Annotated in this window: 15 protein-coding genes; 8 read left to right on the top strand and 7 right to left on the bottom strand. The window is 74.3% G+C overall.

Translation table 11 applies throughout. The features are described from left to right. The first annotated feature begins 100 nt into the window (after positions 1–100). Positions 101–1,603 (top strand): LVIVD repeat-containing protein, encoded by a 1,503-nt coding sequence (locus tag ACYVO2_RS33490; protein ID WP_461011861.1) that lies wholly within the window; start codon positions 101–103, stop codon positions 1,601–1,603. Positions 1,604–1,645: 42 nt separating this feature from the next. Here ACYVO2_RS33490 and ACYVO2_RS33485 read toward each other — a convergent pair whose 3' ends face one another. From ACYVO2_RS33485 to ACYVO2_RS33465, 5 genes are all read right to left on the bottom strand, one after another. Then, on the bottom strand, positions 1,646–2,290 hold the full coding sequence (locus ACYVO2_RS33485; protein WP_461011860.1) for a TetR/AcrR family transcriptional regulator: 645 nt from the start codon (positions 2,288–2,290) through the stop codon (positions 1,646–1,648). A gap of 116 nt (positions 2,291–2,406) precedes the next feature. Continuing rightward, the gene (locus tag ACYVO2_RS33480) at positions 2,407–3,357 is read right to left on the bottom strand and encodes a phosphatase PAP2 family protein (RefSeq protein WP_461011859.1); all 951 of its coding nucleotides are present in this window, start codon (positions 3,355–3,357) and stop codon (positions 2,407–2,409) included. A gap of 73 nt (positions 3,358–3,430) precedes the next feature. Continuing rightward, on the bottom strand, positions 3,431–4,414 hold the full coding sequence (locus tag ACYVO2_RS33475) for a M56 family metallopeptidase (protein WP_461011858.1): 984 nt from the start codon (positions 4,412–4,414) through the stop codon (positions 3,431–3,433). A gap of 88 nt (positions 4,415–4,502) precedes the next feature. Next, complete coding sequence (locus tag ACYVO2_RS33470) at positions 4,503–5,081, bottom strand: DUF5134 domain-containing protein (RefSeq protein WP_461011857.1); 579 nt, start codon at positions 5,079–5,081, stop codon at positions 4,503–4,505. A 120-nt stretch (positions 5,082–5,201) separates the two neighbouring features. Beyond that, entirely contained in the window at positions 5,202–5,594 is a 393-nt protein-coding gene (locus ACYVO2_RS33465; RefSeq protein WP_461011856.1) for a VOC family protein, read from the bottom strand. Between the two features lie 80 nt (positions 5,595–5,674). Here ACYVO2_RS33465 and ACYVO2_RS33460 point away from each other — a divergent pair, with 80 nt between their 5' ends. Further along, positions 5,675–6,217 carry a GNAT family N-acetyltransferase gene (locus ACYVO2_RS33460; protein ID WP_461011855.1) on the top strand — a complete coding sequence of 181 codons (543 nt, stop codon included), beginning with the start codon at positions 5,675–5,677 and terminating at the stop codon, positions 6,215–6,217. 645 nt (positions 6,218–6,862) lie between these two features. Here ACYVO2_RS33460 and ACYVO2_RS33455 read toward each other — a convergent pair. Then, entirely contained in the window at positions 6,863–7,543 is a 681-nt protein-coding gene (locus ACYVO2_RS33455; RefSeq protein ID WP_461011874.1) for a glycerophosphodiester phosphodiesterase, read from the bottom strand. 312 nt (positions 7,544–7,855) lie between these two features. On the opposite strand from ACYVO2_RS33455, the gene ACYVO2_RS33450 reads away from it, so the two are divergent. From ACYVO2_RS33450 to ACYVO2_RS33440, 3 genes are read left to right on the top strand one after another with little or no spacing between them, the layout of a single operon-like run. Next, positions 7,856–9,253 (top strand): DUF6421 family protein, encoded by a 1,398-nt coding sequence (locus tag ACYVO2_RS33450; RefSeq protein WP_461011854.1) that lies wholly within the window; start codon positions 7,856–7,858, stop codon positions 9,251–9,253. Continuing rightward, positions 9,250–10,029, top strand: a complete 780-nt coding sequence (locus ACYVO2_RS33445) for an SDR family NAD(P)-dependent oxidoreductase (protein ID WP_461011853.1) — start codon at positions 9,250–9,252, stop codon at positions 10,027–10,029. Before ACYVO2_RS33450 ends, ACYVO2_RS33445 begins: the two co-directional genes overlap by 4 nt. Beyond that, positions 10,026–11,126, top strand: coding sequence for a threonine aldolase family protein (locus ACYVO2_RS33440; RefSeq protein WP_461011873.1), 1,101 nt, complete (start codon positions 10,026–10,028; stop codon positions 11,124–11,126). Before ACYVO2_RS33445 ends, ACYVO2_RS33440 begins: the two co-directional genes overlap by 4 nt. 50 nt (positions 11,127–11,176) lie before the next feature. On the opposite strand, the gene ACYVO2_RS33435 is transcribed toward ACYVO2_RS33440, so the two are convergent. Continuing rightward, the gene (locus tag ACYVO2_RS33435) at positions 11,177–11,893 is read right to left on the bottom strand and encodes a lysophospholipid acyltransferase family protein (protein WP_461011852.1); all 717 of its coding nucleotides are present in this window, start codon (positions 11,891–11,893) and stop codon (positions 11,177–11,179) included. Positions 11,894–12,246: 353 nt separating this feature from the next. On the opposite strand from ACYVO2_RS33435, the gene ACYVO2_RS33430 reads away from it, so the two are divergent. The 3 genes from ACYVO2_RS33430 (at position 12,247) to ACYVO2_RS33420 (ending at position 15,451) form a co-directional block, all read left to right on the top strand. Continuing rightward, the gene (locus ACYVO2_RS33430) at positions 12,247–13,032 is read left to right on the top strand and encodes an electron transfer flavoprotein subunit beta/FixA family protein (RefSeq protein ID WP_461011851.1); all 786 of its coding nucleotides are present in this window, start codon (positions 12,247–12,249) and stop codon (positions 13,030–13,032) included. Positions 13,033–13,122: 90 nt separating this feature from the next. Then, the gene (locus tag ACYVO2_RS33425; RefSeq protein ID WP_461011850.1) at positions 13,123–14,085 is read left to right on the top strand and encodes an electron transfer flavoprotein subunit alpha/FixB family protein; all 963 of its coding nucleotides are present in this window, start codon (positions 13,123–13,125) and stop codon (positions 14,083–14,085) included. A gap of 118 nt (positions 14,086–14,203) precedes the next feature. Then, entirely contained in the window at positions 14,204–15,451 is a 1,248-nt protein-coding gene (locus ACYVO2_RS33420; RefSeq protein ID WP_461011849.1) for a DUF6986 family protein, read from the top strand. Positions 15,452–15,524: the final 73 nt, after the last annotated feature.

Genomic DNA, 15,524 nt, shown 5'->3' with positions numbered 1-15,524 from the left:
CTACTGATGTGAGCATGTTCAGCGTGCATACTGCGGTGACCCGTCAACCGTCGCACCGTGAGGCGCCAGACGCGCGCCAGAAACCGGGGGAGGACTCTTCGTGACCTCGTTCCACAAACCCTCCATCCCTGGGAGGAAATCCCTCCTCGGGGTGGGCGCAGCGTTCACCCTGACCGCGGCGCTCGTCGCGGCCACCCCGGCCGCGGCCGTGCCCGATCCGGACAAGGCCCCCACCAGCCGGAAGGTCGAGCAGAGCGAGCAGACCAGGCAGGAGGTGAAGTCGGGCGAGATACCCGGCGTGGACGAGATCGCCCACAGCCGGAACATCACGCAGGTCGCGAACGTCCCCGCGCAGGGCCCGTTCACCGCCGACTCCGCGATCGGCACGGACGCCGCCTTCCAGGGCCGCTACGCCTTCGTCGGCAACTACGACGGCTTCCTGATCTACGACATCAGCCGTCCCAGCAAGCCGAGGATCGTCAGCCAGGTGCTCTGCCCCGGCTCGCAGAACGACATCTCGGTCAACGGCGACCTGCTCTACCTGTCCACCGACTCCTCGCGCAGCGACGACTCGTGCACCAGCACGTCGCAGCCCGCGACCGAGAAGTCGTCGTGGGAGGGCATCAAGGTCTTCGACATCTCCGACAAGCGGAACCCGCAGTACATCGCGTCCGTGGAGACCGCGTGCGGCTCCCACACCCACACCCTGGTCCCGGACAACCGCGCCAAGGTGGACTACCTGTACGTCTCCTCGTACTCGCCGCGCGCCGAGTTCCCCGACTGCAAGCCGCCGCACGACAGCATCAGCATCGTGAAGGTGCCCAGGAGCAACCCCACGGCCGCCTCGGTGGCCGCCACCCCGGTGCTGTTCCCGGACGACGGCGGCAACCCCGGCGCCCCCATCAACCCGGGCGTCTCGGCCACCACCGGCTGCCACGACATCACCGCCTTCCCCGAGAAGAAGCTCGCGGCCGGCGCGTGCATGGGTGACGGCATCCTGATGGACATCTCCGACCCGGTGGCCCCGAAGGTCATCGACCGCGTCCAGGACAACACCAACTTCGCGTTCTGGCACTCGGCGACGTTCAGCGAGGACGCCGACAAGGTCGTCTTCACCGACGAGCTCGGCGGCGGCAGCGGCGCCACCTGCGACGAGGCCACCGGGCCGACCCGCGGCGCCGACGGCATCTACGACATCAAGGGCCGCGGCGACGACCGCGAACTGGTCTTCCGCAGCTACTTCAAGATCCCGCGCCACCAGGCCGAGACCGAGAACTGCGTGGCCCACAACGGCTCGCTGATCCCGGTCAAGGGCCGCGACATCATGGTGCAGGCCTGGTACCAGGGCGGCGTGTCCGTCTGGGACTTCACCGACTCGAGCAAGCCGAAGGAGATCGGCTACTTCGAGCGCGGCGCGTTCAAGGCCGACACCCTGACGCTGGCCGGCTCGTGGTCCGCGTACTACTACAACGGCTACATCTACTCCAGCGACATCCGCAAGGGCCTGGACGTGCTGAAGGTCAACGACCACAGGACGGCGGGCGCCGAGCGGGTGCGCCTGGACGCCCTCAACGTCCAGACGCAGCCCGACTACCGGGACTGACGCACCGGGCGCCCGGCCGGTGAACGCACCGGCCGGGACCGCTCACCGGCCGCCGCCGTCCGGGCCCAGCACGGGCCCGGACGGCGTCGTCGTCGTCGGCAGGCCCTGCTCCCAGTCCAGCCCGTACCGCTGGAACAGCTCCGCCCTGACCTTCACCAGGGGGACGTCCGAGCCGGGCAGCAGCAGCCTGACCACCGCTCCCGTCAGATGGGTGCGCAGCATCGGGTAGTCCGGGTCCTGCCCGTCCCCCCCGAGCCCGGCCACGGTCCGCTGCGCCACCTCGAACAGCGCCTGCTGCTCCGGGCCCTCCACGAACTCCTCGGTCTCCGGCGCCAGCACCGTCGCCAGATGGGAACGGAACAGCGCGGGACGGCTGACCACGAGCCCGAGCACGCAGTCGATGGCGCGGGCCAGCCGCTCCCGCGGGCAGGCCCCGGGCGGCGTGTCCGTCAGCGTCCGCTCCAGAGCCGTGCACAGGAGCTGCTGCATGGCCGCCTGGAGCAGGTGGCGCTTGCTCGGGAAGTAGTAGGAGACCAGTCCCCGGGCGACCCCCGCCCGGTCGGCGATGTCGCCCAGCGTGATTTTCTCATGACCGCGCTCGCTGACCAGGTCGATCGTGGCCTGGAGCAGCCGGTCGCGGGAACGGCGGCGCATCTCCTCGTTGACCGACGCCCGGCGAGGGGACATGATTTAACTCCTGCGTTGATTGGCTGCCAGCCAATATACTCAGCGCAGGGCCGGGTGACCCATGCTCGGGACTCGGCCGTACGGAGAGCGTGGCAATAGGCGGCGCGGGGGATCGCCTATTGCCACGTTCTGTCTTTGTTGTCCGCCCCGCTCTCCCCGGCCCCGCTCTCCTCGGGCCCATTCCCCTCGGCTCCGTTCTTCTGGGCTCCGTTCTTCTCGGCCCCGTTCTTCTGGGCTGCGGGCTCCGCCGCACCGCCCCCGGCTCCTTCGCGCCCGCTCCCCGCGACGCCGCCGCGCCGCCCGTCGTCCGCCGCGCGACCGCCCGACCCCGCAACGGGATTGACGGGCCCTTCGCTGACGTCCCGACAGGCCCCCGGCGTCTCCGGGCAGAAGCGCCACGGCGAGAACAGCCCCGCGCACCCGGCCACCACCGCCACCCCGAGCAGCCATCCCGACAGCACGTCGGTCAGCCAGTGCACACCCAGGTACACCCGGGTGAACCCCACGCCGGCCACGGACACCACCGCCGCCGTCCACACCGCCGCCCGCCACCGGGTGCCCGCGGGCCCGAGCCAGTGGAACAGCGCGACCAGCAGCGCGCAGGTGACCGCCGCCGTCATCGCGTGCCCCGACGGGAACGCCGCGTTGTGCGCCGAGTCCACCGGGTCCGGCCAGCTCGGGCGCTCCCGGCCCACCGCCGCCTTCACCCCGCTCTGCACGGCCAGGCCGACCAGCGAGGTCGCCGCCGTCCACACCGCCAGCCGGCCGGCGCGGATCCGCACCAGCCACACCACGGCCAGGGCGGTGAGCAGCCGCATCGTCACCGGGTCCCACACCCAGTCGGTGAGCACCCGGTTGGCTCTCGTCCAGCCCCGGTGCTCGACGGCGAACCGGTGCAGCTCGTCCGCCAACGAGCGGTCGGCGGAGCGCAGCGGCCCCCATCCGGTCTCGACCAGCACCAGCAGCACGGCGCAGCACAGGGTGAGCACACCCGACACCGTCAGGCAGACCACGCGTGCCCGGCGGTCGCCGGGCGGGGAGAGGGAGGCGGGAGAGTAGGACGTCATGCCTCGATCTTCGCGCGTCCCGCCTGAAGCCGGGCTTAAGACCACCGCCGCGCCGCCGCCGGGATCGCCCGGATCAGGACATCGCGTGCAGGCCGGGCCCGAACGTGACGAGCAGGGGGACGGCCGGGACGAGCATCGCCAGCACCGTCAGCCGCATCCGCCGCCCCAGCGGGAGCCGCGGCTGCGGCGCCAGCAGCCGGTGCACCCGGCGGGGCAACTGGGCCTGGGGCGACGGGCAGGGGCCGAACACCCCGCGGTCGGCGTTGAGGTCCACCAGCGCCAGCGCCGTGGTCAGCCGGCCGTGGCGGCGCGAGGCCGCGTCGTCGGCCGCCAGCTCCACCAGGCGGTGCACCTGGTTGCGGAACGCCGCGAAGACCGGCACCCGGGGGAAGCCCGCCGCCAACGCGGACGAGCAGGTCTGCAACCAGTGGTGGCGGGCCCGCGCGTGCCCCTGCTCGTGCGCCAGCACCGCGTCCAGGCGACGGCCCTTCAGCCGGCGCAGCGCCGCCGTGGTGATGACCAGTTGCGGCTCGGCGCCCGGCAGCAGCCAGGCGTCCGCGCGCTCGCTCTCCAGCACCACCAGGCGCTCGCCCGGCCACGCCCCGTCGCTCTCGCCCGGCCAGGCGGCCTCCCGGGTGCCGTGCACCAGGTCGTCGGGCAGCACCGGCGCCCGCTCCAGCAGCTCGGCCCGCTTCCTGCGCCGCGCCGCCCGCACCCCGCGCACCTCGCGCAGCAGCATCACCGCGGTGCGGGCGCCGCCGAGGGCCAGCAGGCAGGCGGACATCGCCGCCCACGGCCCGAACTCGCCGAGCCCGTACGCGTCCTCCACCCCGTGCGGGGCGAACGCGAACAGCCCGCCGCGCACCGCGTGCCAGGCCGCGGCGGCGCTCAGCGACATCGCCAGCACGCACGCGAGCAGGACGGCGGCCACCGCGCACTGCCACACCCACAGCGCGAGCACCGGCTCCCGGTCCTGCCAGTCGGCGCGGGAGAGCAGACGAGGGGCGACGGCCGCGACCACTCCGGCGAGCGACAGCAGCGCGAACAGGACCGTCATGGCGTCACCCTAGGGCGCGGCGGCCGCCCTCAGGTACGAACGGACGGGGGAAAGTGACGCACGCCACGGTTTCCGTCCAGCGCGCCGTTCACATCGTGAGCAGCATGGCGAGCATGCCGATGCCCATCGCCACCCGGCAGGCCGCCGCCGTGCCCCGCGCCCGCGGGCAGCCCGCGGCGGGCAGCACCGCGGCCGCGCCGCCGCCGGCGGGCACCAGCCGCGCCCCAGCCCACAGCGCGTACCCGGCGAAGTAGACCAGCAGCGCCCCGGTCACCGCAGGCACCCCGGAGGTGCCGTGGCCGGCGTGCCCGGCCGCGTCCGCCGCCACCACCGCGTACACCATCGCGGCGGCGGCCAGCGCGTGGTGGGCGTGGTGCGCGCGGTGGCCGCCCTCGGCGGGCAGCAGGGCCCGGGTCAGCGCCGCCGCGGCCAGCAGCGCGAAGAACACCGCGAGCAGCGGCGGTCCGTACGGCAGGACGTCCACCGGCGCGGGCGGCAGGGCCATCACGGCCATCCCCAGGCCCATCAGCGCCTCGTCGCCCGCCGCCCGGCGCTCGGCGGCGGCGCCGGGCACCGCCCGCATCCGCCGCATCCGCCACAGGCAGGACAGGCCGGTCACGCCGGTGAGCGCCACCAGGAGCCAGCCGACGAGCGGCGGTCCGTGCATGGGCGGCGCTCCTTCCCGTCGCGGGTCCGACGGGAGGCTGCCCCGGCACGGCGGCGCGCAAGCGGGCGCACGGAAGCGGGCGGGGGAGCCCGCCGGTCCCGCGCGTGTGCCCGGGGCCGGTCAGATGCCGGGGCGGTTCCTGATCGGATGGTCCTCGGGGGTCTCCACCACGAAGATAAGCACCCCGTCCGGGTCCTCGATGTGCATCTCGATCAGCCCCCACGGCTCCCGTTTCGGCGGGCGCAGGATCTCCACCCCGCGCTCCTCCAGCTCCCTGCGCGCCGCCTCGGCGTCGGGCACCTGGAGCCACAGCTCCACGCCGGGCGCGGGCGGGCTCGGCGAGCCGCCCGATACCTCGAGGAAGCCGCCGCCGAGGAAGAACACCGTGCCGCGCCCCGGTCCCGTGCCGAACTCGCGGTAGATCGCGAGCCCCAGGCCGTCCCGGTAGAAGGCGCGGGTGCGCTCCAGGTCGGTGGGGCGCAGCAGGACGCGGCTGCTCAGAACGTTGACCATCCCGGGACTGTAGGCAGGCCCGGCGCGGCGGGGGAACACCGGCGCGCCGGTGCGAGTCCGGTGCGTCCTATCCTCGAGCGATGCGTCATGAACAGTTGAAGTTCCGCACCGCCGTCCTCGCCGACGTGCCCGCCCTCGTCGAGCTGGTGGAGTCCGCCTACCGCGGCGAGAGCAGCAGGCAGGGCTGGACCACCGAGGCCGACCTGCTCGACGGGCAGCGCACCGACCCGCGGGGCGTCGCCGAGGTGATCGGCCACCGGGACGGCGTGCTGCTGGTCGCCGAGCACGAGGGGCGGCCGGTGGCCTGCTGCCAGGTGGAGCACCGGGGCACGCACGCGTACTTCGGGATGTTCGCGGTGCGGCCCGAGCTCCAGGGCGGCGGGCTGGGGCGCGTGGTGCTCGCGGAGGCGGAGCGGGTGGCCAGGGAGCAGTGGGGCGCGGGGGAGATGCACATGACGGTGATCTCCGCGCGCGAGGAGCTGATCGCCTGGTACGAGCGGCGCGGCTACCGCCGGACGGGCCGCAGGGAGCCGTTCCCCTACGGCAACGAGCGCTTCGGGATCCCCCGCCGGGACGACCTGGAGTTCGAGACGCTGGTGAAGGAGCTGGGGGACGAGGGCTGACGGGTTTGCCCGGTGGGCGGGGGCGGGGGGCAACGGCCGGTGGGGGGGTAGATAACAGGCCCCAGCTTTGCGAGCAGGGCGCGGCGCCGCGGACAGGGCGGGAAAGCGGGCACCCCGAGGAGGCGGATGGCGCCGACGGGGAGACCGGAGGGGAGACCGGAGGGGGGAGGGAGGCGATGCGCGCCGACGGAGGCCGGCAGGGGAGGCGGTGCGCCTGGAGTCGGCGGCACACCGCACCCGGCGCCCGGGGATTCCGGCAGCTCCGTCCCGGGCGGCGCCGGGGCCGCCCACCCGCCCACCCGCCCGGCCGTCCGCCCATCCACCCGCCCGGCCGTCCGCCCATCCACCCGCCCGGCCGTCCGCCCATCCGGCCGCCCGCCCGTCCGGGCGCCCGCCCGTCTGGCCGTCCCCGTCCGCCCGCCCAGAGCGGGACTTGAACCCGCACGGCCCCCTGCCGGCACACGCCCGTCCGGCCGCCCGGGGCCGTCCGCCAGTGCCGACCGCCCAGCGCCGCCCGCCCGGCCACTCGCCGGGGCCGCCCGACCACCCGCCGTAGCCCGCCCGGCCGCGCGCCCTGGCCGCCATCCCGCGGCCACCCACCCGCGGCCACCCACTCATGGCCACCCCCGTCGGCAGAGGCGCCCCCTACGCCCCCGCCGTCTCCGTCTCCGTCTCCCACTCCGCCTTCCGCACCGCCTGGTGGATCTCCGGGTAGTCCGTCGTGCAGCCGTCCACGCCCAGGGTTCTGGCCAGCAGCAAGTCGCGGGGGGTGTTCACCACCCAGGCCACGATCCCGATCCGCTCGGCGCGCAGGCGCTCCACGGTGGCCAGGGTGAGCCTGCGCAGGTTGAGCACGGCCAGCTCCGCGCCCACGGCCGCGGCCCGGTCCGCCACGTCCTCGCCGTAGCGGCTGGCCACCAGGCCGGTGCGCACCCGCGGCAGCAGCTCGCCGATCTCCCGCAGGGCCGCCTCGTGGAACGAGATGACGGTGACCCGCTCCAGCAGGTCCCGGCGGCGCAGCACCTCGGCGAGCGCCCGCGCCGCGGCGACGTCCTTGATCTCGGCCTGGAGGGGCGCGCGCACCGCGTCCACCACCTCCTCGAACACCGGTACGCGTTCGCCGCGCCCCGCGTCGAGCGCGCGCAGCTCGGCGAGGGTCAGGTCGCCGACGCGGCCGGTGCCGTCGGTGGTGCGGTCCACGGTGGTGTCGTGCATGACGACGAGGGCGCCGTCCGAGCTGAGGTGCAGGTCGAGCTCGATGACGTCCAGGCCCTCGCGGTCGGCGCGGACGAACGAGCGCAGGGTGTTCTCGGGCTCGACGCCCATCACCCCGCGGTGGCCGATGGTGATCGGGCTCACGGCTGACCGCCTTCCGCATCTCGGTGGGGGCGAGCCAGCGTAACGGCCCGCGGCGACGGGACCGGGAACCGCGGGCGGCCGACACGCGACGCCCCGGGGCGCCCGGGAGCGCGACCGGGGTTGCGGAGGAACAAGCCCGCCCAGGGCTACCCCAAACCAAAGAACATGCGGTGACAACCTCGCCAGACCGTACGATCTCCTATAGATGCTCTTGAACGATGAAAGTGCCCGCGTATAGCCTGCTGTGGCGCGAGGTTCTACGGAGAATAGGGGTACCCCATGCAAAACCTCCTGTCTGTGGCCACGAGGGACGGCGAAGATCTCGCCGGAGCGGCCGGGACCTCGGCCGCGGCCCACCACCCGTCCTGGGCCGAGCTGAAGGACGCCGTCGAGACCATCCGCCCCTGGCAGTCCAAGGACGGCTCGGTCGACTTCACCGCCGACGGCGCCCCCGCCCGCGCCGAGGCGGAGCGCCAGCTCGCCCGCGTGGTCGCCGCCGTCCGCGAGCTCGCCCCGCTCTTCCCGCACGACGCGGCCTACCTGGACGCCGTGACCGCCGACCTGGAGCGCTGGGGCCGGGAGGGCTTCGGCGTGCCGGACTTCCTCGACGCGCTGCTCGCCTTCCAGCCCGCGGCCGACCGCCGCGACGGCCTGCCGCACCTGGTGCTGTTCCCCATGTACACCCAGAACGGCAACCCCAACCGGAACCTGGAGGCGGTGCTGCTGCGCGTCTTCTGGCCCGACTGGCTGGCCGAGCTGGAGCGCACCCGCTACGACAACCCGCTGTTCGTGCCGATCACCTTCGAGGACTTCACCTCCGGGTACGACACCGACTCCGCCGTGCTCTTCCCGGAGACCGTCGCCGTGCGCTCGGTGCCCGAGCGGTTCTCCTGGGGCGGCATCTTCTGCGACCGCGAGGCCGCCCGCTTCCGCCGGGTCACCGACGCCGCCGTGCGCACCCTGGGCCTGCAACTGCCCGAGGACGCCGCCCGCCTGATCGCCGACCAGGGTCGGGCGCTGGAGACGTTCGTGCTGTGGGACCTGATCCACGACCGCACCCACAGCCACGGCGACCTGCCGTTCGACCCGTTCATGATCAAGCAGCGGGCGCCGTTCTGGATGTACGCGCTGGAGGAGCTGCGCTGCGACCTCACCGCGTTCAAGGAGGCCGTGCGCCTGGAGAACGAGGGCGTCGAGCGCGGCCGGGACGTGCAGTACGCGGTGCTGTTCGACCGCCTGTTCCGGTTCCCGATCACCGGACGGCGGGTGCGCAACTACGACGGCCTCGGCGGCCAACTGCTCTTCGCCTACCTGCACAAGCACGACGCGCTGCGCTGGACCGACAACACGCTGCGCATCGACTGGGAGCGCGCCGCCGCCGTCACCCAGGAGCTGTGCGGCGAGATCGAGAAGCTGTACCGCGACGGCATCGACCGGCCGAAGCTGGTGCACTGGCTCGCGGCGTACGACCTGGTCTCCGCCTACCTCGCCCCGCACCCCGGCTCGGTGTGGGCCAAGGGCCCCGACGCCCTGCCGCTGGACCAGCCGCCGCGCAAGCTGGTGGACCAGGTGCTCCCGGACGAGTTCCCGCTCAGCATGTTCTACGAGGCGCTCGCCAAGAAGCTCGGCGACGTGATCGCCTCCACCCGGGGCATCACCGCCCAGGCCGCCGCGTGAACGGCGCCGGCGCGGCCGAGGAGGCGGGTGTGCACGAGGAGCGGCGGCTCGCCGGCCGGGTCGTGGCCGTGGCCGGCGCGGGCGGCCCCGCGGGCCGGGCCCTGCTGCGCCGCCTGGCCGCCTCCGGCGCGGTGGTCGCGGCCTGCGACGCCGACGAAGCGCGGCTCGCCACCGCCGTGGAGCAGGCCCGCGCCGCCGCCCCCGGCGCTGCCGTGACCGGCGAGCGCGTGGACCTGCTCGACGCGGGCGCCGCCCGGGAGTGGGCCGCGCGGGTCGAGCGGGAGCACGGCCGGGTGGACGGCGTGGCGCACCTGGTCGGCGGCTGGCGCGGGGCCCGCGATTTCCCCGGCACCGACCTCGCCGACTGGGACCTGCTGCACGACCTTTTGATCAGGACCCTCCAGCACACCTCGCTGGCCTTCCACGACGCGCTGCTGCGCAGTCCCGGCAGCCGCTTCGTGATCGTCAGCGCCGAGGGCGCCGGGCACCCCACGGCCGGCAACGCCGCCTACGCCGCGGCCAAGGCCGCCACCGAGGCGTGGACGCTGGCGCTGGCCGACTCCTTCCGCAGGGCGGGGGGCGACGCGGGGCCGTCCGCCGCGGCGGTGATCATGGTGGTGAAGGCGCTGGTGCACGATGAGATGCGGGCCCAGCGCCCGGACGCGAAATTCCCCGGGTTCACCGACGTCGCCGACCTCGCCGAGGCCGTCGCCGACCTGTGGACCCGGCCGACCGAGGAAGTGAACGGACAGCGCCAGTGGCTGACGCCCCGATGAGCCCCGACCCGCACGCGACGCCGGAAGCCCCCGGCGCCACCGACGCCGTGCGCCACCACGACCCGCAGGTGCGCGGCTTCGCCAGCGACAACTACGCGGGAGTCCACCCCGAGGTCCTCGCCGCGATCGCCCTGGCCAACGGCGGCCACCAGGTCGCCTACGGCGAGGACGACTACACCGCCGCCCTCCAGCAGGTGCTCAGGCGGCACTTCGGCCCCCGCGCCGAGGCGTACCCGGTGTTCAACGGCACCGGCGCCAACGTGGTGGGCCTCCAGGCCCTCACCGAGCGCTGGGGCTCGGTGATCGCCGCGGACAGCGCCCACATCCACGTCGACGAGTGCGGCGCCCCGGAGAAGGTCGCCGGGATCAAGCTGCTGACCGTGCCCACCCCCGACGGCAGGCTCACGCCCGAGCTGATCGACCGGGAGGCGTGGGGCTGGGGCGACGAGCACCGCGCCCAGCCGCAGGTCGTCTCGTTCGCGCAGACCACCGAGCTGGGCACCTGCTACACCGTGGAGCAGGTGCGGGCCCTGTGCGAGCACGCCCACCAGCACGGCATGGCCGTCCACATGGACGGCGCCCGCCTGGCCAACGCCGCCGCCACCCTGGACGTGCCGCTGCGGGCGCTGACCACCGACGCGGGCGTGGACGTGCTGTCCCTCGGCGGGACCAAGAACGGCCTGCTGTTCGGCGAGTGCGTCGTGGTGCTCAACCCGGACCGGGTGCGCGGCATCCCGTTCCTGCGCAAGCTGTCGATGCAGCTCGCCTCGAAGATGCGGTTCGTGTCCGTGCAGTTCGAGGCGCTGTTCGCCGGCGAGCTGTGGCTGCGCTCGGCCCGCCACGCCAACGCCATGGCCCGGCGCCTCGAGGCGGCGGTGCGCGGCATCGACGGGGTGAGCGTGGTGCGCCCCGTGGAGTCCAACGCGGTGTTCGCGGTGCTGCCCCGGGACGTCAGCGAGCGGTTGCAGAAGCGGTACCGCTTCTACTTCTGGGACGAGCACACCGGCGAGGTGCGCTGGATGACCGCGTTCGACACCACCGAGCAGGACATCGACGCCTTCGCCGCCGCCGTGCGCGAGGAGATGGCCCGGCAGTGAACGCGCCGCCGGCCCCCGCCCCCGCGGCGGGGGCCGTGCGCCCGCGCGGCTCAGTCCCTGGCCTGCTCCAGGGTGGGCGCGGTGCCGCCGAGGTGGGCGGGCAGCCACCAGCGGTCGTCCTCGTCCCCGGGCCGGTCCGGGTAGGCGCGCTGAGCCGCCTCGAGCAGCTCGGCCATGCGGGCGCGCAGCCGGTCGGTGAGGGTGTCCGGCTTCTCGTCCGGCTCCGGCGTCATCGGCTCGCCGACCCGCACGTCCACCGGCAGGTGGCTGCGGGAGAAGTTGCGGGGCCTGCCCTTGGTCCAGATCCGCTGGGTGCCCCACACCGTCATCGGCACCATCGGCACACCGGACTCCAGCGCCAGGCGCGCCGCACCGGACTTGAAGGTCTTCAGCGTGAACGAGCGGCTGATCGTCGCCTCCGGGAACACCCCGACGATCTCCCCGGAGCGCAGCGCGTGCAGCGCGTGCCGGAAGGCGTGCACGCCGTCGGCGCGGTCCACCGGGATGTGCTTCATGCCGCGCATCAGCGGCCCGGCGACGCGGTGGTCGAACACCGACTTCTTCGCCATGAACCGCACCAGGCGCTTGGCCGGGCGCGCGGCGAGCCCGCAGAAGATGAAGTCCATGTAGCTGATGTGGTTGCTCACCAGCAGGGCGCCGCCCCGACGCGGGACGTTCTCCGCCCCGGTCACGCTGATCCGCAGATCCCATGCGCGGAACATCGTGTGCGCCGCCGCGACGACGGGCGGGTAGACGAGTTCGGCCACGTGCCACACCTCTCCTGGCGGGTCCGGGGAGCTGGTACCCCCGGTCGTCGAAGTTACGCCGCCGTAGGTCACAGCGGTTGGCCGATCATCCCCGGAAAGGGGGTGTCTGTCACGTTCCAGGACGGGGGCGGAGCGAGATTCTCGTCACGCGGCGGAACCGTCGAGCGCGTGTGCGGCGCTCGTTACCGTGTGCCGGAAGCCCGCGGAGCGGGGTGTGAGCAATGATCCGGATCGCGTGCATACTCGCGGGTAGGAAACGCATATGCTGCGAGAGAGCGGCAGCAAGGGCGCCCCGCGCCGGACGTGGCCGAAGCAGCCGGACGTGACGAGAGCGGAAGCAGTAGGAGACAGGCGTGAGCTTGAGGATCGTTGTCCTTGTGAAGTACGTGCCGGACGCCACCGGCGACCGGCGCTTCGCCGACGACCGCACCACGGACCGCGACGCGGTGGACGGGCTGCTGTCGGAGCTGGACGAGTACGCCGTCGAGCAGGCCCTCCAGATCAAGGAGGCGGTCGGCGACGCCGAGATCACCGCCCTGACGATGGGCCCGGACGACGCCCGCGACGCGGTGCGCAAGGCCCTCCAGATGGGCGCGGACAAGGGCGTCCACGTCAGCGACGACGAGCTGCACGGCACCGACGTGATGGGCACCTCGCTGGTGCTTGCCAAGGCCGTCGAGCACGTCGGCTACGACCTGCTGATGTGCGGCATGGCGTCCACGGACGGCGTGATGGGCGTGCTGCCCGCGATCCTCGCCGAGCGGCTGGGCGTGCCGCAGGTCACGCTGCTGTCCGAGGTGCGGGTCGAGGACGGCGCGGTGACCGGCCGCAGGGACGGGGACGCCGCCAGCGAGCGGCTCCGGGCTTCGCTGCCCGCCGTGGTGTCCGTCACCGACCTGTCCGGCGAGGCCCGCTACCCCTCCTTCAAGGGGATCATGGCCGCCAAGAAGAAGCCGGTGGAGGAGCTGGACCTGTCCGACCTGGGCATCGACGCCGCCGAGGTGGGCCTGGCCGGGGCGTGGACCGCGGTGGAGGACGTCACCGAGCGCCCGGCGCGCACGGCCGGCACCGTCGTCAAGGACGAGGGCGAGGGCGGCAAGCAGCTCGCGGCGTTCCTCGCGGAGCAGAAGTTCGTCTGAGCGGGCCGCCCCGCACCGCCGGGCCCCGCGCGGCCCGGCCCCACCCCACGATCCTCACCACTGTTCAAGCCCGCTAGGAGAACCGACCCCATGGGTGAAGTCCTCGTCCTCGTCGACCACGTGGACGGCGCCGTCCGCAAGCCCACGCTCGAACTGCTCACCCTGGCCCGCCGCATCGGCGAGCCCGTCGCCGTCGTCCTCGGCTCCGGCGCCGAGGCCGCCGTGCCCACCCTCGGCGAGTACGGCGCCACCAAGGTGCTCACCGCCGACGCCCCCGAGTTCGCCGACTACCTCGTCGTGCCCAAGGTGGACGCCGTCCACCAGGCCGCGCAGGCCGTGCAGCCCGCCGCGGTGCTGGTGCCGTCCTCCGCCGAGGGCAAGGAGATCGCCGCCCGCCTCGCGGTGCGCCTGGGCTCCGGCCTGATCACCGACGCGGTGGACGTGCAGGCCGGGGACGAGGGCCCGGTCGCCACGCAGTCGGTGTTCGCGGCGTCCTTCACCGTCAGGTCCCGGGTGTCGCACGGCGTGCCCGTGATCACCGTCAAGCCCAACTCGGCCGCGCCCGAGGCCGCGCCCGCCGAGCCCGCCGTGGAGCCGCTGGAGGTCTCCTTCGGCGACCTCGCCACCGGCACCGAGGTCGTCGAGCGCACCCCGCGCGAGGCCACGGGCCGCCCCGAGCTCACCGAGGCCGCGATCGTGGTCTCCGGCGGCCGCGGCGTCGGCAGCGCGGAGAACTTCTCCGTCGTCGAGGCCCTCGCCGACTCCCTCGGCGCGGCCGTCGGCGCCTCCCGCGCCGCGGTGGACGCGGGCTGGTACCCGCACAGCAACCAGGTGGGCCAGACCGGCAAGACCGTCTCCCCGCAGTTGTACGTGGCGGCCGGGATCTCCGGTGCCATCCAGCACCGCGCCGGCATGCAGACCTCGAAGACCATCGTGGCCGTCAACAAGGACGCCGAGGCCCCGATCTTCGACCTGGTGGACTACGGCGTGGTGGGCGACCTGTTCGAGGTCCTGCCGCAGCTCACCGAGGAGGTCAAGGCCCGCAAGGGCTGAGGCGCCGACGAGCCGCGGCGCCGAGAAGCCGCGGCGCCGAGAAGCCGTCCGGGCCCGCCGCCCGTCCCCGCCCCGGGGCGCGCGGCGGGCCCGGCCCCGTCCCGCCCCGGAGGCGCCCGTGCCCCGCACCACCTTCACCGCCGCCCTGCACGCCGAGGTGGACGCCGCGCTCGCGGAGGTGGACGCCGCCCTGGCCCGGCGCCACCCGGGCGAGGACGGCACCCGGCGGCCCGTGCACACCGTCTACGTGCCCGCCGACGCCGTGCGGGCGAACACCCCCGCGACCTGGGGCCGGCGGGCGCTGGCCGCGCTGGTGGAGCACGCCCCGGAGGCCAGGACGCTGGCCCGCGTGCTCGGCGTGCCCGAGGCCCTGGCGGCCGACGTGCACCCGCGCGTGCGCGCCAAGCTCGCCCGGGAGCCGGTGGAGGACCTGCGGATCGACTTCGAGGACGGCTACGGCGTCCGGCCCGACGAGGAGGAGGACGCCGAGGCGGTGCGCGTCGCCCGCCTGGCCGCCGGGCTGGCCGTGCCGTTCACGGGCATCCGCTTCAAGTGCCTGGAGGCCCCCGTGCGGGCCCGCGGCATCCGCACCCTGGACATCTTCCTCACCGAGCTGCTGGCCCGCGGCGGTCTGCCCGGCGGCCTCACCCTCACCCTGCCCAAGGTCACCCACCCCCGGCAGGTGGCCGCCACCGCCCGCCTGTGCGCCGCGTTCGAGCGCGCCCACGGCCTGCCCGAGCGCCGCCTCGGCTTCGAAATCCAGATCGAGACCCCGCAGGCCGTGCTGGGCCCCGACGGCAAGGCCACCGTCGTCGCGCTCGTCGCCGCGGCCGACGGCCGGGCCACCGGGCTGCACTACGGCACCTACGACTACAGCGCGGCGCTGGGCGTCGCCCCCGCCCACCAGAGCCTGGACCACCCGGCCGCCGACCACGCCAAGGCCGTCATGCAGTTGGCCGCGGCGGGCACCGGGGTGCGCCTGTCGGACGGCTCCACCAACGTCCTGCCCGTCGGCACCACCGAGCAGGTCCACCACGCCTGGCGGCTGCACCACGACCTGGTCCGCCGGTCCCTGGCCCGCGCCTACTACCAGGGCTGGGACCTGCACCCGGCGCAACTGGTCACCAGGTACGCGGCGGTGTTCGCCTTCCACCGGGAGAGCCTGCCGCGGACGGCGGCCCGGCTCGCCGCGTACGTGGGGCGGGCGGGCGGCGGGGTCCTGGACGAGCCGGCGTCCGCGCGGGCGCTGGCCGCGCACGTGCTGCGCGGTGTGGACTGCGGGGCGGTGGACGCGGCGGAGGCGGAGGCGGCCACCGGCCTGGACCGCCCCAGCCTGCTCGCCCTGGCGCGCGCCGGCACCCTCTAGGTGTGCTGTCCCGGGACGTTGGTGACACGCGGGCTGGGTGCTTGAACGGGTGAGGGCCTTCTGGGTTCGGTGT

Source organism: Streptomyces capparidis (genome assembly GCF_054782095.1).
Note: the sequence above shows the minus strand (reverse complement) of the source record. Positions and strands in the feature narration are given on the sequence as shown.